The following is a 24579-nucleotide window of genomic DNA, read 5'->3' on the forward strand; positions in this document are numbered from 1 at the left end:
GATGGGCGACGGCATCGGCCGCTACCGCGGCACGGAGAGCAGACTCGCACAGTGGCTGCGCAGGCGCCCCAAACGCACCGCGGCCGACGACGAGAACGACCGCGAGAAGCTGCTCCTGGCCACCGCCGCCGCCGGGCTGCCCCTGGCCCCCGCCGCGTACCCCGTCGGCTACAGCTGTTCCTGTGAGCGGATCGGCTGTCCCACCCCCGCCCGGCACCCCGTCTCCTTCGCCTGGCAGACGCAGTCGACCACCGACCGCGCCCAGATCGAGCGCTGGGCCCGCAACGAGCCCGAGGCGAACTTCGTCACCGCCACCGGCATGGTCCACGACGTCCTCGACGTCCCGCTGGCCGCCGGCCGCGCAGCCCTGGAGCGGCTCCTCGCCGAGGGCGTCGAGGTCGGCCCGGTCGCCGAGGCCGCCGACGCCATCGGCGACGGCGGCCGGATGCTCTTCTTCACCGCCACCCGCGGCACCCCCGAGGACGAGGACGAGTGGTGGCCGTGCGAGCTGGACTGCCACCCCGAGACGATGGACGAGCACCCGGGGCTGCGCTGGCACTGCCGCGGCAGCTACGTCCTGGTCCCCCCGGCCCGCCTCCCCGGTGACGAGGACGCCCACCCGGTCGTCGCCTGGCTCCGCGGCCCCGAGCACCCGCTGCCCGACCCGCTCAACCTCCTGGAGGCCCTCCAGGACGCCTGCGCCCGCCACGCGGCCGACCGCGACGGCGAGCACCCGGCCCACGAGATCGCCTGGCCGCTGACCCGCTAGGGCCGCCGGACGGGGCGCTACGAGCCCTCCGCGCCCACCACGCCCTGGAGGCGGCTCGCGACCGTGACGCCGTTCCGGGCCGTGCCCGTCGGTTTCACCAGGGCGGCCTGGCTGGAGACCCATTCGCGGGTGACCGTGTTCTTGATCTCGCCGGTGAGCAGGGCCTTGGTGTCGGGGCCCACCTTCGGGCGGTAGCCCTTGGCCGCCGTCTGGCGCTCGAAGTACCGGGTGGCGAAGAAGACGAGCGCGCCGCCGTCCCGGGTCCGCAGCCCGAGGGGCGCGAAGTCCCCCTGGTCCGTGACCCGGTCGAGGTACTGGGTGGCCATGCCCAGGCGCTTGGCGGCCTTCTCCCGCTGCGCCCGCCACTCCGTGGTGTGCGGGCCCGGAGCGAACGGCCCCGGCCGCCCGTCCTTCAGGTACGCGACGTACTGGGCGCCGAGGTCCTCGGGCGCGACGGCGAGCGCGCCGCTGTCCGCGGCGACCGGCACCGCGTACCCCTCCTCCTCGGCGAACTCGGGGACGTCGCCCCGGGGGAGGATCGTGAGGTACGCGGCCTCCCACAGCTGCTCGGGGCCGTTGCGCACGAAGACCAGGAGCCAGCGCTGGTCGCCGGAGCTCCGGTTGGAGGCGGTGTCGGCGACGAACCAGCGCGGCCAGCCCGCCTTCCGGGGCAGCACGAACCGCGCGTCGGTGAGGGCGAGGGGCTTGTGGTTCGGGTTCCCGCCGGGCGTGTTGATCGACCGGGCCCGCAGCCCCGCCTGGTTGATGGCCCCGAGCGGACCGGTGACCCGGTCCTCGTCGAGGGCCGGGTCATAGGCCTTGTCGGCCCGGTTGTAGGCGTTCGTGAAGTCGGCGAGGGCCTGCGCCGCCTCGGCCTTCGAGGCCGGCGGCAGCAGCGCCAGCTCGCCGTGCACGGTCACGCAGCCGCTCGCCGTCAGCGACAGGACGGTCGCCGCCGCCGTCGCCGCGAGGAGCCTCGCCGGTCGGCGGTCCCCGGAGGGCGACCACCGCTCAAGCGCTCGCCTCAGCCTCAGCCTTCTCATCGGTCGCCTTCTGCTTCTTCACCCGCGCGGACGGACCCGACCCTATCGGGGCCAGGAACAGCGCGAGCGTCGGGACCAGATACAGCGCCCACACCGTGACCTGAAGGACCGTCGGATCCGGCTGGAAGTTGAAGACGCCCTTGAGGAGCGTGCCGTACCAGCTGTCCGGCGGGATCGTCGCCGAGATGTCGAAGGCCTTGTCCGCGAGGCCGCCGAGGAAGTTCGCCTCCTGGAGGTCGTGCACGCCGTACGCGAGCACGCCCGCCGCCACCACGACCAGCATCCCGCCGGTCCAGGTGAAGAACTTCGCCAGGTTGATCTTGAGCGCGCCCCGGTAGAACAGCCAGCCGAGCAGGACCGCGGTGAGCAGGCCGAGGACGACGCCGACCAGCGGCCCGTACGAGCCGTCGGAGGAGGCGCGGACCGACGCCCACACGAAGAGCGCCGTCTCCAGGCCCTCGCGGCCCACCGCCAGGAAGGCGGTGGCGACCAGCGCGCCCGTGCCCATCTGCAGGGCCGCGTCCAGCTTGCCGTGCAGCTCCGCCTTGAGGTGCCGGGCCGTGCGGCGCATCCAGAAGACCATCCAGGTCACCAGGCCCACGGCGAGGACCGACAGCGAGCCGCCGAGCGCCTCCTGCGCCTCGAAGGTCAGCTCCTGGGAGCCGAACTCCAGGCCGGCGCCGAAGGCCAGGGCCACGCCGACGGCCACGCCGATGCCGATCCAGATCGGCTTCAGCGCGTCCTTGCGCCCGGTCTTCACCAGGTACGCGATGAGGATGCAGACGACCAGACTGGCTTCCAGGCCCTCACGCAGGCCGATCAGATAGTTTCCGAACACGTCGGTTCTCCTCCTCGGTTACGCGAACAGCGTCCGGCCCCACCAGTCGTCCTTGTCGCGGACGCCCGGCGGGACGGCGAACAGTGCCGAACCCACGTGCTGTGTGTACTCGTTGAGCGCGTCGTTCTTGGCCAGCTGGGTCTGCACCGGGATGAAGCCCGTGCGGACGTCCTTCATGTACGCCAGGAAGAACAGGCCCGCGTCGAGCCGGCCGAGGCCGTCCGTGCCGTCCGTGAAGGAGTAGCCGCGGCGCAGGATGGTGGCCCCGTTGTTGCTGTCGGGGTGGGCGAGCCGGACGTGCGAGGTCGGCTTCATGGCCTTCAGGAACGGCTCGTCGTGCTCCTTGGCCTTGCCGACCGGGGCGCCTTCCTTCTTGTCCCGGCCGAAGATGTCCTCCTGCTCGGAGAGCGGAGTGCGGTCCCAGGTCTCGATGTTCATGCGGATGCGGCGGGCGACGAGGTACGAGCCGCCGTCCATCCAGGCCGCGGCGCCCTCGGCGTCCTTGCCGGAGACCCACACGTGCTTCGCGAGCCGGTCGGTCTCGGTGCCCGCGATGTTCCGCGTGCCGTCCTTGAAGCCGAAGAGGTTGCGCGGGGTCTGGGCGTCCGGGGTCGTCGAGGACGTCTTGCCGAAGCCCAGCTGCGACCAGCGCACCGCGACCTTGCCGAAGCCGATCCGGGCGAGGTTGCGGATGGCGTGCACGGCGACCTGCGGGTCGTCCGCGCAGGCCTGCACGCACAGGTCGCCGCCGCTGCGCGCCGGATCCAGGTTGTCGCCCGGGAACTTGGGCAGCTCCACCAGGGCCCCGGGCCGCTTGTCCTTCAGCCCGAAGCGCCCGTCGAAGAGCGAGGGGCCGAAGCCGATGGTGAGGGTGAGGCGGGAGGGCTTGAGGCCGAGGGCCTCGCCCGTGTCGTCCGGCGGCGCCTGCGGCAGGCCGCCGTACGCGCCCTCGCCGACCTCGGCGCCGGCCGTCATCCGCTCGGCGGCCCGCGTCCACTCCTTGAGGAGCTCGATCAGCTCCGCGCGGTCCGTGGTCTTCACGTCGAAGGACGCGAAGTGCAGGCGGTCCTGCACGGCGGTGGCGATGCCGGCCTGGTGCGCGCCGTGGAAGGGCACGGCCCCGCCGGTGTCGGCGACCGGGGCGGTGGTGTCGCCGTCGCGGGTCAGCGCGACGGCGCCGCCGGCCACGGCGGCACCGAGCGCGAGCCCGGCACCGCCCCAGCCCATGACCTTGCGGCGGGAGGGCGCGGCGCCCTGCTCCTCGGTGGTGTTCTCGGACATCCGGTGCAGCTCCCTTCCGATTACTTGACGACCGCGGCGGCGAGCTTGGAGAGCGGCTCGGCCAGGGCGTTGACGCCGTCGGACAGTTCCTTGCGCTGGGTCTGGCCGACCTTCTCGTACGAGGTGAAGGCGTAGCCGCTCTTGTCCGCGCGGTACTTGTCGAGCAGCGTGTTCAGCGCGGCGAACTGCTTGTCGAGGTCGGCGACCAGCTTCGGGTCGTTCTTCACGGCGACCGGCTTGAGCAGCTCGAAGGACTTCTGCGCGCCCTCGACGTTCGCCTTGAAGTCGACGAGGTCGGTGTGCGAGTAGCGCTCCTCCTCACCGGTGACCTTGCCCTTGGCGACCTCGTCCAGGAGCTCCTTGGCGCCGTTGGCCATGGAGGTCGGGGTGATCTCGGCCTTGCCGACCCGCTTCTGCCAGTCCGCGAGGTCCTTGTCGAGGAGGTCGGCGAGCTGCTTCTCGCGGTCGCCGATCTTCTTGTCCTGCCAGAGCGCCTTCTCCAGGCGGTGCCAGCCGGTCCAGTCCTTCGCCGGGTCCTGGCCGTCCTCCAGGCCGTCCTCGCGGACGTCGACCTTGGGGTCGATGTCGCCGAAGGACTCGGCGACCGGCTCGGTGCGCTCCCAGCCGATGCGGGAGGCGGCGTAGGCCTTCTTCGCGGCCTCGACGTTCCCGGCGCGGACGGCGTCGGTGAAGACCTTCACCTTGGGGAGGGTCTCGTCGGCCTGCGCCTGGACGTACTGGCGGTAGGCGGCGACGGCGGCGTCCATCTCGGGGGAGCGCTTGGCGACGGCCTTGCCGCCGGTGGCCTTGACGGCCTGGCGGATGCCGTCGCCCTTCATGCCGGGCTTGCAGGCGATGAAGTAGTCGCCGGACTTGAACTCGGCGGTGATGGTGGCCTTGGTGCCGGGGCCGATGTTCTCGCGCTCGGTGACGATCCGGTCGTCCGGGAACAGGACGTAGACCTCGGTGATCTTGGAGCCGCGGTTCTCGACGGCCAGCTTCACGTGCCCGGCCGGGAACTCCTTCTTCGACACCTCGCAGGAGTCGTCCTTCGCGATGACGGTGACCGCGTCGGCGTCCGCCTTGGAGTCGCTTTTCTCGGCGCAGCCCGTGACGGCGGTCAGAGCGGCCGCGGTCGCGGCGGCGGTGACGACGGAGAGGCGGACGGCTCGCATGGGGGACTCCAGGAACACGGGGGGACGGTGCTGAGGCGGACCTAACTTAACTGAGGCTCACCTCAGCAATACCCACTGGTCCAGTGATTCAGCTCTCAAGCCGGGCGCCGGGGACACGGTGGGATCACAAGCTCTCCATGTAGTCCTCATGAATTGGTCAAGGGAGAGTCAAGCAGGGTGGATTGTCCCGATTGGCACTACTCGCCGGTACGGAGCCGACGCGGGGCCGGTGTCGGGTCGGTGCGAGGAAGCGAGTCCTCCGCGGCCGCCCTTCCCGAGTGGTTGAATTCCGCCATGAACACGACCGTCACTGACATCGACGTCCTCCGGGTCTTCTGCGCGGGCGACGGCCGGTACGGAAACCGGCTCGGGGTCGTACGGGACGCCCGTACCCACCCCGACGAGTCCTCCCGGCAGGCGCTCGCCAAGGAGCTCGGCTTCAGCGAGACGGTGTTCGTCGACGACCCCGAGCGCGGGATCGTCGACATCTACACGCCCGGTCTGCGGCTGCCGTTCGCCGGACACCCGCTCGTCGGCACCGCCTGGCTGCTCGACCTGGAGGTCGTCCACCCGCCCGCCGGTGAGGTGTGGGTGCGCGGCGACGGGGAGTTCACCTGGATCGAGGCGCGCGCCGAGTGGGCGCCGCCCCGCACCCTGCGCCGGTACGCCTCCGTCGCCGAGGTGGAGGCCCTCGACGTGCCCGAGCCGGGGGAGTGGATCTACGCCTGGGCCTGGGAGGAGGAGGCCGCGGGCCGCGTCCGGGCGCGGGGCTTCCCGGGGCGCGGCGACGGCATCGACGAGGACGAGGCGACCGGCGCGGCGGCCCTGCTCCTCACGGCGGAGCTGGGACGGGCCCTGAACATCACGCAGGGCCGGGGCTCGCAGCTGCTCACCGCCCCCGGCCCCGACGGCATCGTGGAGCTGGGCGGACGGGTCCGCCTGGAGGGGACGATGACCCTCTGAGCGCTCGGGCGCCGATCGGGGCGCTCAGGCGCTGAGGGGGAACTCCCCGCCCAGCTCCCGGAAGACCGCGCTGTTGAAGTCGAAGGCGCGCTTGCACTCGTCGACGATCCGCTGCTTCTCCAGGTCGTCGGCGTTCACCCCGTCGAGCAGCTCCCGGTACGCCCGCTTGAAGGCGGCCGGGTTGCCGATCTCCTCGAACACGTAGAAGCGGACGCCGTCGCCCTTGCGGTCGAAGCCCCAGGTCCGCTCCGCCTTGTCGCGGATGATCTGACCGCCCGACAGGTCGCCCAGGTAGCGCGTGTAGTGGTGGGCCACATAGCCGGCCGGCCAGTCGCGGGCGCACTCGGCGACCCGCTCGGCGTACGCGAGGGTGGCCGGCAGCGGGGAGGCCCCGGCGCGCCAGTCCGGGCCGCGCAGGTGTGCGAGGTCCCGCTCCAGGGCGGCCGTGCGGAACAGCTCGGGCCGTATGAACGGTCCCGCGACCGGGTCCTCGCGCAGCGCCTCCGCGCCCTCCTCCAGGGCCCGGTACACGAACCAGAGCTGCTCCGTGTACCGCGCGTACGCGTCGACGGCCAGCCGTCCGCCCAGCAGGTCGCCCATGAACGACGAGGTCTCCGCCTCCGTGTGCTGCGCGTGCGAGGCCGTGCGGATCAGGGTGGAGAAGGGCGTGTCCAAGGCGTGCCTCCGAGACCGATGGGACGGGAACCAGTGGCGATCCTGCCTACTTAGGCTTACCTAAGTCAACTGGTTCCCGACGTCCTGTCGGTAAAACGGTACCCACTTCGGGGGTCAGGGCAACGTAAGGATCTCCGCCCCGTTCTCGGTCACCACGAGCGTGTGCTCGAACTGCGCGGTCCGCTTCCGGTCCTTGGTCACCACGGTCCAGCCGTCGTCCCACATGTCGTAGTCGTGCGTGCCGAGCGTCAGCATCGGCTCGATCGTGAACGTCATGCCGGTCTTGATCTCGGTGGTGTGGTGGGGCGAGTCGTAGTGCGGGACGATCAGGCCGGAGTGGAACGACGAGTTGATGCCGTGTCCGGTGAAGTCCCGCACGACGCCGTAGCCGAAGCGCTTGGCGTACGACTCGATGACCCGCCCGATGATGTTGATCTGGCGGCCCGGCTTGACCGCCTTGATCGCCCGGTTGAGGGACTCCCGGGTGCGCTCCACGAGCAGCCGCGACTCCTCGTCGACGTCGCCGCAGAGGTAGGTGGCGTTGTTGTCCCCGTGGACGCCGTTGATGTACGCGGTGACGTCCAGGTTCACGATGTCGCCGTCCCGCAGGACGGTGGAGTCCGGGATGCCGTGGCAGATGACCTCGTTGATCGAGGCGCACAGCGACTTCGGGAAGCCGCGGTAGCCCAGCGTGGACGGGTAGGCGCCGTGGTCGCACATGTACTCGTGCGCGACCCGGTCGAGCTCGTCGGTGGTGACACCCGGAGCGATGTGCTTGGCGGCCTCCTCCATCGCCTGCGCGGCGATGCGGCCGGCGATCCGCATCCGTTCGATGGTGTCGGAATCCTGCACCTCGGGCCCCGTGTACGGGGTCGGTGCGGGCTTCCCGACGTACTCGGGGCGGCGGATGGAGCCCGGAACGGAGCGGTGGGGGGAGAGCTCCCCCGGTACGAGAAGCGACTGGCCAGACATGCCAGCGAGTCTAACGACCGGGTCTGGGGCAGCATGGTCCCGAAGGAAGGAGCCGAAGACGATGGCCCTGTTCAAGAAGCGCCCCACGGGCAAACCGGGCGAGTGGTACTACTGCCTGGAGCACAAGAAGGTCGAGGAGGGCCCCGAGTGCCCCGCCAAGAACCGCTTCGGCCCGTACGCCAGCCGTGAGGAGGCCTCCCACGCCATGGAGACCGCCCGCGAGCGGAACCTGGAGTGGGAGACCGACCCCAAGTGGCACGACGCCGCCGGGAAGGACCGGACGCCGGAGGACTAGGACCCCTCGGGGCCGGGGCCCCGTAGGCCCGGCGCCCCTGGGCGGGCTCGGGCTCCGCGGGGACCCGGTTTCGCGGAGTACAGGACCCCTCGGGGGTCGTCGGGGCCGTTCAGGCGGCCTCGGCGGCCTCCCGCCGGGTCGCCTCCTGCTGGGCCTTGCGGCGCAGCGAGTCCTCGTCCGTCTCGGAGTCGTACGAGAGCAGCTTCGGCAGCGCCAGGCAGAGCAGCCCCACCGAGGCCACGCACGCCACGCCACCCGTCCAGACGGCCGCCCGGGTGCCGGTCCAGCCGGCCATCGCGCCCGCACGGACCTGGCCCAGCTGCGGGCCGATGCTCCAGGAGAGGACCTCGATGCCGGCGAGCCGGCCGCGCAGCTCCTCCGGGATCGTCTGGTTCCAGATCGTGGCGCGGCCGAGCCCGCTCAGCATGTCGCCCGCGCCCGCGAAGGCCAGGCACAGCAGCACCAGCCACACGTTCCCGAACCAGCCGGCCGCCGCGATCGCCAGGCCCCAGCCCGCCGCGCCCCCGGCCACGAGCAGCCCGTGCCGCCGGATCTTCGAGGTCCAGCCGCTGGTCAGACCGAGGACGAGCGAGCCGACCGAGCCCGCCGCGTACATCAGCCCGAGCGACCAGTCCGCGTCCAGCTCGTCCGCGAGGAACGGGAAGATCGTGTTCGGGAAGGCGAAGAACATCGCCGCCATGTCGATCGCGTACGTGCCGAGCAGCACCGGCCGCGACCAGGCGTACCGCGCGCCCTCCGCGATGCCCCGCAGCGAGGGCTTCTCCGCGTCGTGCGCGGGCGGCGCGGGGGAGAGCCGGCGGCACATCAGGACCGAGACCGCGAAACAGACGACCGTCACCCCGTACGCGGGCGCGTGACCCGCGTACGCCACCACCAGGCCCGCGACCGCCGGGCCCGCGATCGAGCCGATCTGCCAGCGCAGCGAGTTCAGCGCGGCCGCCGCCGTCTGCTGCTCGTGCGGCACGATCCGGGCGAGCAGCGAGTCGAGCGCCGGACGCTGGAGCCCCGCCAGCGCCGACACCCCGGCCGCCACCACGTACAGCGGCCACAGCATCGGCTCCGGGAGCAGCGCGTTGCCCAGCAGGAGCACGGCGAGCAGCCCGAGCCCCGCCTCCGTCCAGAGGATCACCTTCCGCCGGTCGGCCGCGTCCGCGAGCGCCCCGCCGTACAGGCCGAACACCACGAGCGGCACCAGCTCGACCGCGCCCATCGCGCCGACCGCGAGGGGCGAACCCGTCAGCTCCTTGATCTGGAGCGGCAGGGCGATCATCGCCATCGCGCTGCCGAAGTACGTGACGAGCCCCTGCACCCACAGGAGCCGGAAGTCGCCGGACGAACGCCACGGCGCGAGATCGGGCAGCAGGGCGGAGAGCTTGGAAAGGGGGGAGGACACGAGAGGCCATGCTCCGACCGCCGGGCGCGGGGGGCAACCGAATTACGGGCGCCGCGCCCGCTCCCGTACGGGTGGAAGCTCCCCGATCGCCCGCGCGCCGGGCCCCGGCTCGGGCAGGATGCGGGCCCATGGATGCCGTACGGGTCGCGTTGCTGCGGGAAGTGCTCGCCGGGACGGAGTGGCCGGGGGCGGCCCGCCGGTTCGCGGGCGCGCTCCGGTCCTCCGTCGTACCGCACCGGGGCGGCCTGCTCCTGGTCGGCACGGAGGAGTACGAGCCCTGGCACCTGGCGGCGCACCTCGTCGACGAGTCCGCCTGGTCCGGGCTGCCGGAGCTGGCGCCGACCCTCGTACGGCACCGGGTGCGGCCCGGCGACCCGGCGCACCTCGCGGTCGGCCTCGGCCGCCTCGAAGCCGCCGGGCGCGGGGCGACCCTGCTCATGGTGGCGCCGCAGCGGCCGGACGCGGGGCTGCTCCAGCGGGTCCACGACGCCCGGCGCGCGGGGGCGACCGTCCTCACGCTCGACGGGGGCGACGCGGAGGTCCGGGGCCTGGCGCACGAGACGCTCAGCGTGGCGGAGGACGCCGGGGTCGACCTGGACACGGTGCAGCACCTGGTGAGCGCGGCGGCCGGCGAGAACAGCCTGCCCTCCCCGCGAGGGAGCCGCCGCTTCCGCGACCGGCTCTCGGGCCTGGCGGACCGCCTGACGGCCCCGCCGCCGGCGCGGTGGTAGCGCGCGGCCGTCCCCGCCGCCCCGACCGGTCGGTAATGTCGGGGCCATGACTACGACTGACAGCAAGCCCACCCCCAAGGACCCCTGGGACCTCCCCGACGTCTCCGGACTCGTCGTCGGCGTCCTCGGCGGCACCGGCGACCAGGGCCGCGGCCTCGCCTACCGGCTCGCCAAGGCCGGCCAGCAGGTGATCATCGGCTCCCGCGCCGCCGACCGCGCACGGGACGTCGCCGCGGAGATCGGCCACGGCGTCGAGGGCGCCGACAACGCCGAGACCGCCCGCCGCAGCGACGTCGTCATCGTCGCCGTCCCGTGGGAGGGCCACGCCAAGACCCTGGAGTCCCTGCGCGAGGAGCTCGCCGGGAAGCTCGTCGTGGACTGCGTCAACCCGCTCGGCTTCGACAAGAAGGGCGCCTACGCCCTCAAGCCCGAGGAGGGCTCCGCCGCCGAGCAGGCCGCCGCGCTCCTCCCCGACTCCCGGGTCGCCGCCGCCTTCCACCACCTCTCCGCGGTCCTCCTCAAGGACACCTCCATCGAGGAGATCGACACGGACGTCATGGTCCTCGGCGAGGAGCGCGCCGACGTCGAGATCGTCCAGGCCCTCGCCGGCCGCATCGCCGGCATGCGCGGCGTCTTCGCCGGGCGGCTGCGCAACGCCCACCAGGTCGAGTCGCTCGTCGCGAACCTGATCTCCGTGAACCGCCGCTACAAGGCCCACGCGGGCCTGCGGGTCACCGACATCTGAGCCGGCGTCCGAGCCGGTACCTTCGCGGATCGGGGCATGGGGGACACTGGACGGGCAGCATCAGCCGTACCGCCCGACAGGAGCCGACCCCATGCCCCGCCTCGCCCTCTACGCCCTCGTGGTCTGCGCCCTGGCCGTCGCCGCGGCGGTCGTCTCCTTCGTCCAGGGCAACTTCCTGGGCGTGATCTGGGTCCTCCTCGCGGGTCTCTCCTCCAACATGGCCTGGTACTACATCCGGCGCGCGAAGGCCGCGAAGACCGCCGCCCAGGGCTAGACCCGGCAGAACTCCGGGGCCTCCTCCCAGAACCGGAACAGCTGCGAACCGCAGTACCGGCTCAGCTCCGGCACCCCGAGGGTCCGCATCAGCGCGTCGATCGCGTCGAAGAAGGCGTTGTTGACCGCCGGTACGAACAGCAGCGCGATCACGATGAAGAAGCCGTACGGCGCGTACGGCTCGATCTGCCGCTTCACCCGGTACGACAGCCAGGGCTCCACCACCCCGTAGCCGTCGAGCCCCGGCACCGGCAGCAGGTTCAGGAGCGCGGCCGTCACCTGGAGGAACGCCAGGAACGCCAGCGCGAACCGGAAGGCGAGCGGCACCCCGTCGAGCGCGCCCAGCCAGAACGGCGCCGTGCACACGAGCGCGAACAGCACGTTGGCCAGCGGGCCCGCCGCCGAGATCAGGCTGTGCTTCCAGCGGCCCCTGACCCGCCCCTGCTCGATGAAGACCGCCCCGCCCGGCAGACCGATCCCGCCCATGATCACGAACAGCACCGGCAGGACGATGCTCAGCACCGCGTGCGTGTACGCCAGCGGGTTCAGCGTCAGATAACCCTTGGCCCCCACGGTGACGTCCCCGCCGTACAGCGCCGTCCTCGCATGCGCGTACTCGTGCAGACACAGCGACACCACCCACGCCGACGTCACGAACAGGAACACCGCCAGCCCCGGCGACGCGGCGAAGTCCGTCCACACCGCCCACCCCGTGACGGCCATGACGGCGACGATCGCCAGAAAGACGGGGCTGATCCGCCGCTCGTGGCGCCGGGTGGTGGCCGTGGTCATCTCGGGGTCTCCCAGGGGACGCAGAACTGATGCCCGGGAAACGTACCGCCCCCTCACCGGAGTTCCACCCCGCCCCCGCCCCCGCCCCCGTCGCAGGCGCCCGCCGGCCCGCGCCCCGCCGCCGTTGTGGGCAATCGTTCCGCTGGGGCGGAACGGGTGGGCACAACGGACCCGCGCCCTGCCGGCGCCAGAGGCTTCCGAGCCCGGACCCGCACCACGTTGTGCGCCGTGCATGGGGTGCGGGTTCAGGCCCGGAACGCGGAGGCGCCGCTAGAGGGCGCCGTCCCGTGTGCCCACCCGTCCCGCCCAGCGGGACGATTGCCCACACGGGTGGGGGCGAAGCGCAACGCCGCGCAGGGCGCGAGCCCGCACGGGCAGCTGGCAACGCCCCGCACGGGGGGCAGCGGGGCGAAGCCCCGGCGAAGGGGGGCCGCCCGGCGTGGGGGTTCGGGGTGGGGTCGCGGAGAATGGGGGCGTGCGTTATTCCGTGCTCGGACCGACCCTCGCCCACACCCCCGACGGCACCGACCTGCCCGTCGGCGGCCCCCGGCTCCGCGCGCTGCTCACCGTGCTCGCGCTGAGGGCCGGGAGGACCGTCCCCGTGGCGGACCTCGTGGAGGAGGTGTGGCACGGCGACGAGCCGCCCGCCGACGCGCCCGCGGCGCTCCAGGCGCTGGTGGGGCGGCTGCGCAGGGTCCTCGGGCGGGAGAGGGTGGTCTCCGTGGAGGGGGGCTACCGGCTCGACGCCCGGGCCGAGGACGTGGACGCCCGCCGGTTCGAGCGGCTCGCCGTCGAGGGGGTGGCCGCGCTCGGTGCCGGGGACCCGGGCCGCGCCGCCGCCCTGCTCGACGAGGCCCTCGGGCTCTGGCGCGGTCCCGCCCTCGCCGACCTGCCGGACCGGGACGCGGAGGCCGCCCGCTGGGAGGCCCGGCGGCTCGACGCCCGCCGGGCCAGGCTCGACGCGGCCCTCGCGCTCGGCGACGCGCCCGCCGCCCTTCCCGAGCTCACCGCGCTCTGCGCCGACCATCCGCTGGACGAGCCGCTCCAGGCGCTCCGGATCCGCGCCCTGCGGGACACCGGCCGGGCGGCCGAGGCGCTCGACGCGTACGAGTCGGTGCGCCGCGCCCTCGCCACCGGTCTGGGCACCGATCCGTCACCCGCCCTGCGCGCCCTCCACGCGGAGCTCCTCGCCCCGAAACCCGCCGCCCCCGTCCGCGGCAACCTGCGCGCGCGGCTCACCAGCTTCGTCGGGCGCGACGAGGAGATCGCCCTCGTACGGGACGACCTGCGCCGGGCGCGGCTCGTGACGCTGCTCGGGCCCGGCGGGGCCGGGAAGACCCGGCTGTCGCAGGAGGCGGCCGAGCGGGGCACCGAGGACTGGCCGGACGGCGCCTGGGTGGCGGAACTCGCGCCCGTACGGGACCCGGAGGCCGTCCCCGAGGCGGTCCTCGCGGCCGTCGGCGCCCGCGAGACCGTGCTGCGCGGCGCCGGGGCCGAGGAGCTGCGCGGTGGCGGCGACCCCGTCGCCCGGCTCGTCGAGCACTGCGCCGGGCGCCGGATGCTCCTCCTGCTCGACAACTGCGAGCACCTCGTCGCCGCGGCCGCCGAACTCGCCGAGACCCTCCTCGCCCGCTGCCCGGAGCTCCGGGTGCTCGCCACGAGCCGCGAGCCCCTCGGCGTCCCCGGCGAGGCGATCCGGCCGCTGGGCCCGCTGCCCGACGGGATGGCGCTGCGGCTGCTCGGGGAGCGGGGCGCGGCGGTCCGCCCGGGCTTCCGCGTCGAGGACGACCCGGTGGCCGCGGGCGAGGTCGTGCGGCGCCTCGACGGCCTGCCGCTCGCGATCGAGCTGGCGGCCGCCCGGCTGCGGATGCTGACCCTGCGCCAGATCGCGGACCGCCTCGACGACCGCTTCCGGCTCCTGACCTCCGGCGCCCGCACCGTACTGCCCCGCCAGCAGACCCTGCGCGCGGTCGTCGACTGGTCCTGGGACCTCCTCGACGAGCCCGAGCGCGCCGTACTCCGCCGCCTCTCCGTCTTCACGGGCGGCTGCGACCTGGAGGCGGCGGAAGCCGTCTGCGCGGGGAAGGCGATCCCCGTCCTCGACGTGCTCGGGGCGCTCGTCGACAAGTCGCTCGTCGTCGCGGTCCCCGGGGAGACCGGGATGCGCTACCGGCTCCTGGAGACCGTCGCCGAGTACGCCGCCGAGCGGCTCGACGAGGCCGGGGAGAGGGCCGTCGTCGAGCGCAGGCACCTCACGTACTACCGCGAACTCGCCCGCCGGACCGACCCCGAGCTGCGCGGTTCGGGGCAGGCCGCGGCCATCGCGCGGTTCGGCACCGAGTACGGGAACATCCGTACCGCCCTGCGCCGGGCCGTCGACGCCCGGGAGGAGGACGAGGCGCTGGTCCTCGTCCACTCCCTGCTCTGGTACTGGCAGATGCGCGACCTGCGCGCCGACGCGCTGTACTGGGCGGAGGCCGTCGCCGCGCTCGGACCCGACCCGTTCGGGACGCCCGCCGCCCCCGTCGTACCGCTGTACGAGCCGTGCACCGCCGCGCCGCTGCCGCTCTCCGAGGAGCAGCGCTGGGAGGCCCGGCGCGGGGTGCGGCTGATCGAGCTGCTCAACATGGACTACGAGACGGGCCGTTGGATGACCCCCGCCGGCGTCGAGCGGCTGCGGCGGATCCACGCGATCTATCCGCCGGGACTCCCGCAGACCTGTCGGCTGCCCGGCTCCTTCACGGTCTTCGCGGTCCTCCTCATGGGCGAGCCGGGCCTCATGGGCGAGGCCCTGGAGGCGCACGTCGGCGCCTGCCGCCGCCACGGCGACGAGTGGGAGCTCGCCCACGCCCTCCAGCTGCGCGCCAACATGCTGGCCAACCGGGGCGACCTGGCCGAGCGGGCCAGCGCCGACGCGGAGGAGAGCCTGGAGATCTTCGTCCGCCTCGGGGACGCCTGGGGCGCGGCCGAGGCGCTGTCCTCGCGCGCGGAGGCCCGCGAGCGGCGGCTCGAATTCGAGGGCGCCGCCCAGGACTTCGCCGACGCCATCGCGTACGCGGAGCGGATCGGCGCCCAGTCGCAGATGGCGCTGCTGCGCGCCCGCTACGCCGACATGCTGATCGAGACCGGGCGGGGCGAGGAGGCGGAGCGGATCCTGCGCCAGGTGGTGGAGGGCGAGCACGGGCGTGGCCACGAGCCGATGCTGGCGGGGCGGATCTTCCTGGGGCTGCTGCTGGGCCGGACCGGACGGACGGCCGAGGCCCGTGAGCAACTGGAGCGGCTGCTCGAGGAGTTCCGCGCCGACAGCCTCTTCGGCTCCGAGACGTTCTCCATCTTCGAGGGCTTCGCGCTCGGCAGCCTGGCCTGGGTGTACAACCTGGAGGAGCGGTACGGCACGGCGTTCGAGCTGTCCCGGCGGGCGTACGAGCGCTCCCTGGGCGGCCTGTCGCTGATGGTCGCCCCGCAGATGCCGGCGATCCATCTGCTCACCGCGGCCTGGGCCCTCGCCGGTTTCGGCGGCCCCCTCGGCCGTACCGCCGCCGTCCTGCTCGGCGGGTACGAGGGGCTGCTGCCGCCGGGGCACCTGGCGCCGCCGATGGAGCGGGAGAACCTGGCGCGGGCCACGGAGCTGTGCCGGTCCGCCCTCGCGGACGGGGAGTTCGAGGCCGCATACGCGGAGGGCGGCGGCCTCTCCAAGGAAGAGGCCGCCGCCCTGCTCGGTCGCGCCGCCGACGCGATCAGTGAGCGCGCCGAGTCATGATCCCCCGGTCGGGACTCAGGTCTTCTTGCGGAACTTGGCGACCGCGAGCGGTGCCGTGACCACCGTGATGACGACCGACCAGCCGAGGGTCATCCACACCGAGTGGGCGACCGGGCCGCCGTTGATGAGGTGACGGGCGGCGTCGGCGAGGTTGGACAGCGGGTTGTAGTCGGTGAAGGTCTGCAGCCAGCCGGGCATCGTCGTCGGCGGGGCGAAGATCGAGGAGCCGAACTGGAGCGGCATCAGGACGAGCATGGCCACGCCCTGGACGGCCTGGGCCGTCTTCATGGTGAGGCCGAGCAGGATGAAGATCCACATCAGGGCGGCGCCGAAGACCATCGACAGGCCGATCGCGGCGAAGAGGTGCAGGACCGAGGTGTGGATCGTCAGGCCGAGCAGGAAGCCCATGCCGAGCAGGATCGCGGTGGCGATGAGCATCCGGCCCACCTCGACGACGATCTTCGCGATGAGGACCGAGGAACGGGCGATCGGCATGGTCCGGAACCGGTCCATGACGCCCTTCTTGAAGTCGTCGTTGATGCCGGTGCCGACGCCCATCGCGATGTTCATGCCCATCATGGCCATCAGGCCGGGCGTCACGTAGTTGACGTAGACGTCGTTGTTGCCCTTGCCGGCGATGGCGCCGCCGAAGACGTACACGAACAGCAGGATGAAGATGATCGGCATCAGGACGGCGTCGAACATCGACTCCGGGTCCTGCTTGATCTGGAGGGCGTTGCGCCGGGCCAGGGCGCCGATGTGGCGCAGGTTGGCCCGCAGGCCGATCCGGCCCTCCGCGGCGGGCGCGGTGCGGCTCGCGGCCGGGCGGGAACCGCCGGTCCGCGCGGGGGACTTGGTGACAGTGGTCGTGCTCATGCGGCGACCTCCTCGGTGATCGCGCCGGAAACCTCGGCGTCGGCGGTCTTCTGGCCGGTGATCGCGAGGAACACCTCGTCCAGGCTGGGCAGGTGGGTGCCGATGTGGGCGATGCCGAAGCCGCGCGCGCCGAGCAGGCCCACGACGGCCGTCAGCTGCTCGTCGGTGAGGATCGGCACGTACAGCACGCCCTCGTCGGGCACGACGGTCGAGCCGGCGACCCCGTCGAGGCCGGTCTCGCGGAGCGCGGCGGCCATCGCGGGCAGCTGCGCCGGGTCCACGGGGCGGACCTTCAGGGTGCGGCCGCCGACCTTCGCCTTGAGCTCGTCGACCCCGCCCTTGGCGATGACCTTGCCCTTGTCGATGACGGTCAGCTCGCTGGCGAGCTGCTCCGCCTCCTCCATGTACTGGGTGGTGAGCAGGACGGTCGCGCCCTCGGAGACCATCCGCTGCACCTCGTCCCACACCTCGTTGCGGGTGCGGGGGTCGAGGCCGGTGGTCGGCTCGTCCAGGTAGAGGACGGCGGGCTGCCCGATCATCGAGGCGGCGAGGTCGAGGCGGCGCCGCATGCCGCCGGAGTAGTTCATCGCCGGGCGCTTGGCGGCCTCGGTGAGGGAGAAGCGCTCCAGCATCTCGTCGGCACGGGCCCGGGAGTCCTTGCGGGAGAGGTCGAGCAGCCGCCCGATCATGTACAGGTTCTCCCAGCCGGACAGCTTCTCGTCGACCGAGGCGTACTGGCCGGTGAGGCCGATGGTGCGGCGCAGCTGGCGGGGGTGCCTCACCACGTCGTAGCCGGCGACGGTGGCGGTCCCGGCGTCCGGGACGAGGAGGGTGGACAGGCAGCGGACGAGGGTGGTCTTGCCGGCGCCGTTGGGCCCGAGGACCCCGAGGACGGTGCCCTCCCGGACGTCCAGGTCGACCCCGTCGAGGGCCTTCGTCGCGCCGAAGTGCTTCACGAGGCCCCGGACCTCGACGGCGTTGGTGTGTGATCGCGTCATGTCCACCATGGAACAGGGCGCCACCGACAATCCCCCTACAGACGACCGACAGCCCGCCGATGGGGGATGTCGGCGGGCTGTCGGAGGTGCCGCAGTGGCTTTGCGGAGCTAGTGGAAGGTGTGCTCCTCGGCGGGGAACGCCCCGCCGCTGACGTCCTCGGCGAAGGCGCGGGCGGCGTCGCCGAGCGTCTCGCGGAGGTTGGCGTACTGCTTGGTGAAGCGCGGCACCTTGCCGCCGGTCAGGCCGGCCATGTCGGTCCAGACGAGGACCTGCGCGTCGGTGCCGGCGCCGGCACCGATGCCGATGGTGGGGATGTGCAGGGAGCGGGTGACCTCGGCGGCCAGTTCGGCCGGGACGAGCTCCAGGACGACGGCGAAGGCGCCCGCGTCCTGCGCCGCCTTGGCGTCGCTGAGCAGCCGGTGGGCGGCCTCGTCGGAGCGGCCCTGGACCCGGTAGCCCATGGTGTTGACGGACTGCGGGGTGAGCCCCAGGTGGGACATGACGGGGATGCCGGCCTGGACGAGGAGCTCGGTCTGCGGCAGCGAGCGCTCGCCGCCCTCCAGCTTGATCGCGCCGACGCCCGCGTCCTTGACGAGCCGGGTGGCGTTGCGCAGGGCCTGGACGGGCCCCTCCTGGTACGAGCCGAACGGCAGGTCGCCGACGACGAGGGCGCGCTTGGTGCCCCGGACGACGGCGGCGGAGAGCAGGGTCATCTCGTCCATCGTGACGGGCACGGTGGTGTCGTAGCCGAGGTGACAGTTGCCCATCGAGTCGCCGACGAGGATCACCGGGATGCCGGCCTCGTCGAAGACGGAGGCGGTCATCGCGTCGTAGGCGGTGAGCATGGGCCACTTCTCGCCGCGGACCTTGGCGGCGGCGATGTCGTGGACGGTGATGCGGCGGGTGCCCTTCCCCCCGTACAGCGCCTTGCTGCTGTCGGCGGGCGTCTTCTGGGCAGCCTGAAGCGTCATGGTGAACGGCTCCTCTGTTGTGTCATCTCGAGGCGCCCTGTGGCGTCCCCGGACCACATCCATGGTGGCACTTCGCCGGGCGGGCGGGGAAGTGGGCCGGAGTGGCGCTGTTCACACCGCCTGTTCGCACTGCCCGTTCACACCGCCTGTTCGCGCTGCCGCAACGTAAAGACTTCCTCAGTGTTTTCGATACGAGACGGTCTCGTATCGAAATGGCTCTAGTCTGATGGTCATGTCACAGCAGTCCACCGCACCCGCCCCACCCGTCGGGCTCCGCGTCCCCGAAGCCGTCCACCGGCGTCGCTGGGCCGTCCTCGGCGTCCTCATGCTCAGCCTGTTGATCGTCGTCCTCGACAACTCGATCCTGAACGTCGCGGTCAAGACGATCGCCGCACCCGCGCCCACCGGCATCGGCGCCACCCAGAGCGAGCTGGAGTGGTCCATCAACTCCTACACGCTCGTCTTCGCCGGGCTCCTCTTCACCTCCGGCCTGCTCGGCGACCGCCTCGGCCGCAAGAAGGTCCTGCTCTTCGGCATCACCGTCTTCGGCATCGGCTCCGCCCTCGCCGCGTTCTCCGGCTCCCCGGGCGAGCTCATCGGCTACCGGGCCGTCATGGGCCTCGGCGCCGCCTTCGTCATGCCCTCGACGCTCGCCGTCCTCATGAACGTCTTCGAGCGCGACGAGCAGCCCAAGGCCATCGGCATCTGGGCCGGCAGCGTCGGCCTCGCCATCGCCATCGGCCCCATCACCGGAGGCATCCTCCTGGAGCACTTCTGGTGGGGATCGATCTTCCTCGTCAACGTGCCCGTGGTGCTGCTCGCCCTCGCCCTGATGCTGTGGCTCGTGCCCGACTCCCGGGACCCCCACCCCGGCCGCGTCGACATACCCGGCGTGCTGCTCTCCGTCGTCGGACTGGTCCTCCTCGTGTACGGGATCATCCGCGGCGGCGAACTGGCCTCCTTCACCGACGTGACCGTCCTCGCTCCCGTCCTCGGCGGCCTCGCGGTCCTCGTCGGCTTCGTCCTCCACGAGCGGCGCAGCGACCACCCGGCCATCGACATGGCGCTCTTCAGGAAGCCGGCGTTCGCGGCGGCCGTCGCCGCGATCGCGCTCGTCTTCTTCGCCCTCATGGGCGTCACGTTCTTCTCCGCCTTCTACCTGCAGAGCGTCCGCGGCTACACCGCGCTGGAGTCCGGGCTGCTCATCCTGCCGCTCGCCGTCGCGCAGATGGTCTTCGCGCCCCGGGCCCGGCTCGTCGTCGAACGCTTCGGCGCGCGGGCGGTCTGCACCGCCGGCATGCTCCTTGTCGCCGCGGGCCTCGCGGCCTTCGCCACCTTCGAGGCCGACACCCCCGTCTGGGTCCTGGAGGTCGTCTTCTTCGCCCAGGGCGCGGGCATGGCGCACATCATGCCGCCGGTCACCGTCTCGATCATGCAGGCGCTGCCCCGCGAGAAGGCGGGCTCCGGCTCCGCGGTCAACAACACCTTCCGGCAGGTCGGCGGCGCGCTGGGCGTGGCCGTCCTCGGCTCGGTGCTCTCCTCCACGTACCGGGGCGAGATCGAGGGGCACCTCGGCGGCGTCCCGGCGGCCCTGCGCGACACGGCCGGCGAGTCCGTCGAGGCGACGCTCGCGGTCGCCGCGAAGCTCGGGCCGGCGGGCAAGGACCTGATCGCTCCCGCGTACACGGCCTTCCTCGACGCCATGCACGTCACGGCGCTCGCGTCGACGGCGATCGCGGTGGTGGGCGCGGGGGTCGTCGCGGCCTTCCTCCCGGGCCGGCCGGCCCGGGACGGGGCCTCACCGAGCTAGCCCACACCCACCTGGGGCTTCGCCCCCGCCCCCCGTGCGGGGCCCGCACCCGCCTGGGGCTTCGCCCCCGCCCCGTGCGGGGCCCGCACCCGCCTGGGGCTTCGCCCCCGCCCCGTGCGGGGCCCGCACCCGCCTGGGGCTTCGCCCCCGCCCGTGTGGGCAATCGTCCCGCTGGGGCGGGACGGGTGGGCACACGGGACGGCGCCCTCAGCGGCGCCTCCGCGTTCCGCGCCTGGACCCGCACCACCAGGGAGCTGTGCACGGGGTGCGGGCTCAGGCGCGTAAGCCTCTGGCGCCGGCAGGGCGCGGGTCCGTTGTGCCCACCCGTTCCGCCCTGCGGAACGATTGCCCACAACGGGCGGGGCGCGGCCCGCAACGGGGGCGGGTGCGGCCCGCAACGGGGGCGGGTGCGGCCCGCCACGGGGGGCGCGCGCCCGCAACGGGGGCGGCGGGGAGGACGCGAGAGAATCGGGGGTAGGGATGGAGCGGAGGAGAGAGGGAGTGCGCGTGTCGTTGGAGGGCAGCGGGGAGTCCGGACCCCAGGACGCCGAGCCGGTGGCGCCCCGCCGGGGGCGGCCGCGGTCCGAGGCGGTGGAGCAGGCGATCTTCGAGGCGGTCGTCGGCCTCCTGGAGGAGGGCGTGCCGCTCACCGAGCTGTCCATCGAGCGGATCGCCCGTACCGCAGGCGTCGGCAAGGCCACCATCTACCGCCGCTGGCCCGGCAAGGAGGAGCTCTTCGTGGAGCTGCTCCGCTCCCTCGAACCCCCGGACCCGGTGCTCACCGGCACCTCCGTCCGGGACGACCTCGTGATGCTCCTGGAGATGCTGCGGCAGCGCGGCCTCGCCAAGCGGTCCTCCGCCCTGCTCCACAACGTGTTCTCGCAGATGCAGGCCTATCCGAAGCTGTGGGAGGCCTACCAGAACACCGTCATCGAACCGCGCCGCCGCCTCGGCCTCGACACCGTGCGGCGCGGCATGGAGCTGGGGGAGATCCGCGACGACCTCGACGTCGAGTTCGTCCACGACCTCTTCACCGGCCCCCTGCTCCTCCGTACCGTCATCCGGCCCGGCGCCGACCTGGACCCCGGCCTCGCCGAGCGGGTCGTCGACGCCGTCATGGAGGGCATGCGCCCCCGGCCCTGAACCCGCCCCTGAACCCGCCCCTGAACCCGCCCCTGAACCGTACGAATGTGCGCGTTCTGTCACAGCCTGCCCGCCCGCGCCACCAGCAGGAACCCGCCACGCGCCCGTGTCGTCCCTCGGGGAGTACGACGGACCCGTCATCGCCTAGTGTCGACGTCGGGTCACGGAGCGGGACAGCGGTACGGCAAGACGGCAAGGCAGTGAGGACAGTGCGATGGCGCGGGTGGACATGACGGATACCGACCCCTACGGCGCGGGGAACGAGCGTCCCCGGTCCCGGTTCCAGGCCGCTCTCCGCGGGCTCCGCCACGACCGGGGGATCTGGCGCAGAGGCATCCTGCTCGCCGTGGTCGCCGTGGCGCTGACCCTGCTCATGGTGTTCCACTCCGACATCCCCAACCGGATCGGCAACCTGGGCAGCCTCACCGAGACCTTCCTGCCCTGGCTCGGCCTCTTCGTGCCGCTCCTGTTCGTGCTCGCCCTCCTGCGCCGCTCGGCCACCGCGCTGATCGCCCTGCTGCTGCCGGCCGTGGTGTGGCTGAACCTCTTCGGCGGTCTCGTCGCCGACAAGTCGGCCCCGGGCGGCGACCTGACGGTCGCCACGCACAACGTGAACGCCGACAACCCCGACCCCGAGGGCACGGCCCGCGCGCTCGCCGCCTCCGGCGCCGACGTGCTCGCCCTGGAGGAGCTGAAGGGCGACATGGTCCCGGTCTACGAGAAGGGCCTCGCCGAGACCTACCCGTACCACTCCGTCCAGGGCACCGTCGGGCTGTGGAGCAAGCTGCCGCTGCGCGCCGCGCAGCCCGTCGACATCCACATGGGCTGGACCCGCGCCATGCGCGCCTCGGTCGTCACCCCGAAGGGCGAGGTGGCGGTGTACGTCGCCCACCTCCCCTCCGTACGGGTCAAGCTGAACGCCGGCTTCACCGCCACCCAGCGCGACACCAGCGCCAACGCCCTCGGCGAGGCCATCGCCGACGACCGGCACGAGCGGATCGTCCTCCTCGGCGACCTCAACGGCACCATGAACGACCGCGCCCTCAACGCCGTCACCTCGCAGCTGCGTTCCACCCAGGGCGCGGCGGGCGACGGCTTCGGCTTCAGCTGGCCGGCCTCGTTCCCGATGGCCCGCATCGACCAGATCATGGTCAAGGGCGTGGAGCCGGTGTCCTCCTGGGCGCTGCCGGAGACGAACAGCGACCACCTGCCGGTCGCGGCCCGCGTGAAGCTCTGAGACCCGTCCCTACGTCGCCTCCCGCCAGCGGTTCGTGATCGGGAGGCGGCGGTCCTTGCCGAAGCCCTTCGCCGAGATCTTGGTGCCCGGCGGGTACTGGCGCCGCTTGTACTCCGCCGTGTCCACCATCCGCAGCGTCCGCGTCACCAGCTCCTCGTCGAAGCCGGCGGCCACGATGGCGTCCCGGCCCTGGTCGCGGTCCACGTACAGCGCGAGGACCGCGTCCAGGACCTCGTAGTCCGGCAGCGAGTCCGTGTCGACCTGGCCGGGGCGCAGCTCGGCGCTGGGCGGCTTGGTGATCGAGCTCTCCGGGATCGGCGGGGTCTGGCCGCGCTCCTCGGCCGCCCGGTTGCGCCAGCGCGCGAGGCGGAAGACGTCCGACTTGTAGACGTCCTTGATGGGGCCGAACGCGCCGACGGAGTCGCCGTACAGCGTCGAGTAGCCCACCGCCAGCTCCGACTTGTTGCCGGGCGCGAGGACGATGTGGCCCTCCTGGTTGGAGAGCGCCATCAGCGTCGTGCCGCGCAGCCGCGACTGGAGGTTCTCCTCGGCGAGACCGGTGAGCCCGAGCGCCCCCATGTACGCGTCGAACATCGGCTCGATCGACACGGTGCGGAAGTGCAGCCCGGTCCGGCGGGCCAGTTCGGCCGCGTCGCCGCGCGAGTGGTCGGAGGAGTACTTCGAGGGCATCGACACGCCGTACACCTGGTCCGCGCCGAGCGCGTCGCAGGCGATGGCCGCGACCAGCGCCGAGTCGATGCCGCCGGACAGGCCGACGAGGACCGAGCGGAAGCCGTTCTTCGCGACGTACGCCCGCAGTCCGATCACCAGCGCCGAGTACACCTCCTCGTCGTCGTCGAGCCGGTGCGCGTAACCGCCCGTCAGCTCCGGCTCGTACGCGGGCAGCGGCTCCTCGGAGAGCACCACCCGGTCGATCCGCAGCCCGTCGTCGACCACGCCCTCGGGCGCGTCCGCCGAGGCCGCCGGAAGCTCCAGGTCGAGGATCACGCTGCCCTCCACGAACTGCGGGGCGCGCGCGATCACTTCGCCGGCCGCGTCCACGACGATCGAGTCGCCGTCGAAGACCAGCTCGTCCTGACCGCCCGTCATCGCCAGGTACGCGGTGACGCACCCGGCCTCCTGCGCCCGCTTGCGGACCAGTTCGAGGCGCGTGTCGTCCTTGTTCCGCTCGTACGGCGAGGCGTTGACCGAGAGCAGCAGCCCGGCCCCGGCGCTGCGCGCCGCCGGCACCCTGCCGCCCTCCTGCCAGAGGTCCTCGCAGATCGCCAGGGCCACGTCGACGCCGTGGACGCGGACCACCGGCAGGGTGTCGCCCTGCACGAAGTAGCGGTACTCGTCGAAGACGCCGTAGTTCGGCAGGTGGTGCTTGGCGAAGCGCAGGGCCACCTCGCCGCCGTACAGCACGGCGGCGGCGTTCTCCGGGGACCCGGCGGGCCGGCCGAGGCGCGGCTCGGCCCGCTCGGAGCGGTCGAGGTAGCCGACGACGACCGGCAGCTCCCCGAAGCCCTCGTCCGCGAGGCGCCGGGCGAGCCCGCGCAGGGCCGTCCGGGAGGCCTCGACGAAGGAGGAGCGCAGTGCGAGGTCCTCGACGGGATATCCGGTCAGCGCCATCTCGGGGAACGCGACGAGATGCGCGCCCTGCCCGGCGGCATGCCGGGTCCAGTGCACGATCGCCTCGGCGTTCCCGGCGATGTCTCCGACGGTCGAGTCGATCTGATTCAGTGCGAGGCGTAGTTGAGGCACCCGCCCAGTGTAATCGTCAGACCGACGCTATGTCCTGGGATACGACCGGTCCG

Annotated in this window: 22 protein-coding genes; 10 read left to right on the forward strand and 12 right to left on the reverse strand. The window is 72.8% G+C overall.

Features of this window, described 5'->3' with window-relative positions; genetic code table 11:
• The first annotated feature begins 1 nt into the window (after position 1).
• Positions 2-769, forward strand: coding sequence for a bifunctional DNA primase/polymerase (locus ACH4TP_RS16570; RefSeq protein WP_389230017.1), 768 nt, complete (start codon positions 2-4; stop codon positions 767-769).
• 17 nt (positions 770-786) lie between these two features.
• Here ACH4TP_RS16570 and ACH4TP_RS16575 read toward each other — a convergent pair whose 3' ends face one another.
• Genes ACH4TP_RS16575 through efeO form a run of 4 tightly spaced genes read right to left on the reverse strand, consistent with a single transcriptional unit; the run spans position 787 to position 5106 of the window.
• Positions 787-1812, reverse strand: coding sequence for a hypothetical protein (locus ACH4TP_RS16575; RefSeq protein WP_398438317.1), 1026 nt, complete (start codon positions 1810-1812; stop codon positions 787-789).
• On the reverse strand, positions 1781-2650 hold the full coding sequence (efeU, locus tag ACH4TP_RS16580) for an iron uptake transporter permease EfeU (protein ID WP_398177932.1): 870 nt from the start codon (positions 2648-2650) through the stop codon (positions 1781-1783). The genes ACH4TP_RS16575 and efeU overlap by 32 nt, the downstream gene beginning before the upstream one ends.
• An 18-nt stretch (positions 2651-2668) precedes the next feature.
• A complete protein-coding gene (gene efeB / locus ACH4TP_RS16585) occupies positions 2669-3931 on the reverse strand; it encodes an iron uptake transporter deferrochelatase/peroxidase subunit (RefSeq protein ID WP_398438319.1) in 1263 nt (420 codons plus the stop codon).
• A gap of 20 nt (positions 3932-3951) precedes the next feature.
• Positions 3952-5106 carry an iron uptake system protein EfeO gene (gene efeO / locus ACH4TP_RS16590; protein WP_398438321.1) on the reverse strand — a complete coding sequence of 385 codons (1155 nt, stop codon included), beginning with the start codon at positions 5104-5106 and terminating at the stop codon, positions 3952-3954.
• Between the two features lie 294 nt (positions 5107-5400).
• On the opposite strand from efeO, the gene ACH4TP_RS16595 reads away from it, so the two are divergent.
• A complete protein-coding gene (locus ACH4TP_RS16595; RefSeq protein WP_398177925.1) occupies positions 5401-6069 on the forward strand; it encodes a PhzF family phenazine biosynthesis protein in 669 nt (222 codons plus the stop codon).
• A 24-nt stretch (positions 6070-6093) separates the two neighbouring features.
• Here ACH4TP_RS16595 and ACH4TP_RS16600 read toward each other — a convergent pair whose 3' ends face one another.
• Positions 6094-6744 (reverse strand): heme oxygenase (biliverdin-producing), encoded by a 651-nt coding sequence (locus ACH4TP_RS16600; RefSeq protein WP_389230000.1) that lies wholly within the window; start codon positions 6742-6744, stop codon positions 6094-6096.
• Between the two features lie 114 nt (positions 6745-6858).
• A complete protein-coding gene (gene map / locus ACH4TP_RS16605; RefSeq protein WP_389229997.1) occupies positions 6859-7716 on the reverse strand; it encodes a type I methionyl aminopeptidase in 858 nt (285 codons plus the stop codon).
• Between the two features lie 61 nt (positions 7717-7777).
• Between map and ACH4TP_RS16610 the strand changes: the two genes are divergently transcribed.
• Positions 7778-8011, forward strand: a complete 234-nt coding sequence (locus tag ACH4TP_RS16610; RefSeq protein WP_389229994.1) for a hypothetical protein — start codon at positions 7778-7780, stop codon at positions 8009-8011.
• Positions 8012-8120: 109 nt separating this feature from the next.
• Here the strand turns inward: ACH4TP_RS16610 and ACH4TP_RS16615 are convergent, their stop codons facing one another.
• A complete protein-coding gene (locus tag ACH4TP_RS16615) occupies positions 8121-9425 on the reverse strand; it encodes an MFS transporter (RefSeq protein ID WP_398438324.1) in 1305 nt (434 codons plus the stop codon).
• Positions 9426-9553: 128 nt separating this feature from the next.
• Between ACH4TP_RS16615 and ACH4TP_RS16620 the strand changes: the two genes are divergently transcribed.
• The 3 genes from ACH4TP_RS16620 to ACH4TP_RS16630 all read left to right on the forward strand — a co-directional run bounded on the left by ACH4TP_RS16620 (position 9554) and on the right by ACH4TP_RS16630 (position 11175).
• On the forward strand, positions 9554-10156 hold the full coding sequence (locus ACH4TP_RS16620) for a hypothetical protein (RefSeq protein ID WP_389229988.1): 603 nt from the start codon (positions 9554-9556) through the stop codon (positions 10154-10156).
• Between the two features lie 46 nt (positions 10157-10202).
• Positions 10203-10901 carry an NADPH-dependent F420 reductase gene (gene npdG / locus ACH4TP_RS16625; RefSeq protein WP_389229985.1) on the forward strand — a complete coding sequence of 233 codons (699 nt, stop codon included), beginning with the start codon at positions 10203-10205 and terminating at the stop codon, positions 10899-10901.
• A gap of 91 nt (positions 10902-10992) precedes the next feature.
• Positions 10993-11175: a hypothetical protein gene (locus ACH4TP_RS16630; protein WP_398177917.1), complete on the forward strand. Its 183-nt coding sequence runs from the start codon at positions 10993-10995 to the stop codon at positions 11173-11175.
• Here ACH4TP_RS16630 and ACH4TP_RS16635 read toward each other — a convergent pair.
• A complete protein-coding gene (locus ACH4TP_RS16635) occupies positions 11172-11966 on the reverse strand; it encodes a site-2 protease family protein (RefSeq protein ID WP_389229979.1) in 795 nt (264 codons plus the stop codon). The two genes, ACH4TP_RS16630 and ACH4TP_RS16635, sit on opposite strands and share 4 nt — an antisense overlap.
• Positions 11967-12441: 475 nt before the next feature.
• Between ACH4TP_RS16635 and ACH4TP_RS16640 the strand changes: the two genes are divergently transcribed.
• The gene (locus ACH4TP_RS16640) at positions 12442-15726 is read left to right on the forward strand and encodes a BTAD domain-containing putative transcriptional regulator (protein WP_398438326.1); all 3285 of its coding nucleotides are present in this window, start codon (positions 12442-12444) and stop codon (positions 15724-15726) included.
• A 15-nt stretch (positions 15727-15741) separates the two neighbouring features.
• Here the strand turns inward: ACH4TP_RS16640 and ACH4TP_RS16645 are convergent, their stop codons facing one another.
• The 3 genes from ACH4TP_RS16645 to panB all read right to left on the reverse strand — a co-directional run bounded on the left by ACH4TP_RS16645 (position 15742) and on the right by panB (position 18572).
• Positions 15742-16602: an ABC transporter permease gene (locus ACH4TP_RS16645; RefSeq protein ID WP_398438328.1), complete on the reverse strand. Its 861-nt coding sequence runs from the start codon at positions 16600-16602 to the stop codon at positions 15742-15744.
• The gene (locus ACH4TP_RS16650) at positions 16599-17609 is read right to left on the reverse strand and encodes an ATP-binding cassette domain-containing protein (protein ID WP_389229970.1); all 1011 of its coding nucleotides are present in this window, start codon (positions 17607-17609) and stop codon (positions 16599-16601) included. Before ACH4TP_RS16650 ends, ACH4TP_RS16645 begins: the two co-directional genes overlap by 4 nt.
• 99 nt (positions 17610-17708) lie before the next feature.
• Positions 17709-18572: a 3-methyl-2-oxobutanoate hydroxymethyltransferase gene (gene panB, locus ACH4TP_RS16655; RefSeq protein ID WP_388860999.1), complete on the reverse strand. Its 864-nt coding sequence runs from the start codon at positions 18570-18572 to the stop codon at positions 17709-17711.
• A 232-nt stretch (positions 18573-18804) separates the two neighbouring features.
• Here panB and ACH4TP_RS16660 point away from each other — a divergent pair, with 232 nt between their 5' ends.
• The 3 genes from ACH4TP_RS16660 to ACH4TP_RS16670 all read left to right on the forward strand — a co-directional run bounded on the left by ACH4TP_RS16660 (position 18805) and on the right by ACH4TP_RS16670 (position 22762).
• The gene (locus ACH4TP_RS16660; RefSeq protein WP_398438330.1) at positions 18805-20382 is read left to right on the forward strand and encodes an MFS transporter; all 1578 of its coding nucleotides are present in this window, start codon (positions 18805-18807) and stop codon (positions 20380-20382) included.
• 507 nt (positions 20383-20889) lie between these two features.
• Positions 20890-21525 (forward strand): TetR/AcrR family transcriptional regulator, encoded by a 636-nt coding sequence (locus ACH4TP_RS16665; RefSeq protein WP_389230531.1) that lies wholly within the window; start codon positions 20890-20892, stop codon positions 21523-21525.
• Between the two features lie 229 nt (positions 21526-21754).
• Positions 21755-22762 (forward strand): endonuclease/exonuclease/phosphatase family protein, encoded by a 1008-nt coding sequence (locus tag ACH4TP_RS16670; RefSeq protein ID WP_389229965.1) that lies wholly within the window; start codon positions 21755-21757, stop codon positions 22760-22762.
• Between the two features lie 9 nt (positions 22763-22771).
• On the opposite strand, the gene ACH4TP_RS16675 is transcribed toward ACH4TP_RS16670, so the two are convergent.
• On the reverse strand, positions 22772-24526 hold the full coding sequence (locus tag ACH4TP_RS16675) for an NAD+ synthase (protein WP_398438332.1): 1755 nt from the start codon (positions 24524-24526) through the stop codon (positions 22772-22774).
• Positions 24527-24579: the final 53 nt, after the last annotated feature.

This window comes from Streptomyces sp. NPDC021012 (genome assembly GCF_044333355.1).
Taxonomy (GTDB): Bacteria; Actinomycetota; Actinomycetes; order Streptomycetales; family Streptomycetaceae; genus Streptomyces.